Origin of the sequence: Micromonospora sp. D75 (assembly GCF_018070405.1) — a bacterium.
Taxonomy (GTDB): Bacteria; Actinomycetota; Actinomycetes; order Mycobacteriales; family Micromonosporaceae; genus Micromonospora; species Micromonospora chalcea.
In genome coordinates this window covers 1-763 of the sequence record NZ_JAGPXV010001112.1, presented here as the reverse complement: position 1 = coordinate 763, position 763 = coordinate 1, and the positions used below count along the sequence as shown (strand labels likewise).

Here is a 763-nt window from a genome sequence, read left to right as displayed (position 1 = left end):
CCCCTCCTCACGCGCCGCGGAGCCGGTAACCGACCCCGCGCACGGTCTCCACCAGCGTCGCGTCGCCGAGCTTGCCGCGCAGCGACCCGACGTGCACCTCCACGGTGTGCCGGTCGGCCCAGGTGGTGCCCCACACGTCGAGCAGGATCCGCTCGCGCGGCACCGCCACCCCCGGCTGGCGGGCCAGCGAGAGCAGGATGTCGAACTCCTTGCGGGTGAGCGACACGTCCCGGCCGTCCACGCTCACCGTCCGGCCGCCGACGTCGATGCGCACCGGCCCGGCCTCGATGAGGTGACGCTCCGGGACGGTGTGCGCGGCGCGGCGCAGCACCGCCTCGATGCGCGCCTGCAACTCCACCATCGAGAACGGCTTGACCACGTAGTCGTCGGCGCCCAGCCGCAGGCCCAGCACCCGGTCGCGTTCCTCGCCACGGGCGGTCACCGCGATGATGCCGAGCTGGCTGCTGCGGCGGCGCAGCTCGCGGCACACCTCGGTGCCGTCGCCGTCGGGCAGCGTCAGGTCGAGCAGCACCAGGTCGCAGGGGGCGGCGGAGAGCGCCGCGGCGACTGTGGCGGCGTGTTCCACCTGGTAGCCGCGCCGGGTCAGCGCGGACGACAGCGCGGCGGCGACCCGACGGTCGTCCTCGACCAGGAGGATCCGCACCCGTTCCTCCCTCCGCTCGACGTGTGCCCTGCGAATGGTGGCAGACGCGCCGCCGGGACGCGAGGCCGCTCTAGGCTGCTGGCGTGATCTACAAGATTC

1 protein-coding gene is annotated in these 763 nt (G+C 73.9%); it reads right to left on the bottom strand.

Annotated features, from left to right (window positions below; all coding sequences use genetic code 11):
- Window positions 1-7 precede the first annotated feature (7 nt).
- The gene (locus tag KBX39_RS32365) at window positions 8-664 is read right to left on the bottom strand and encodes a response regulator transcription factor (RefSeq protein ID WP_043325105.1); all 657 of its coding nucleotides are present in this window, start codon (window positions 662-664) and stop codon (window positions 8-10) included.
- Between the last annotated feature and the right edge of the window lie 99 nt (window positions 665-763).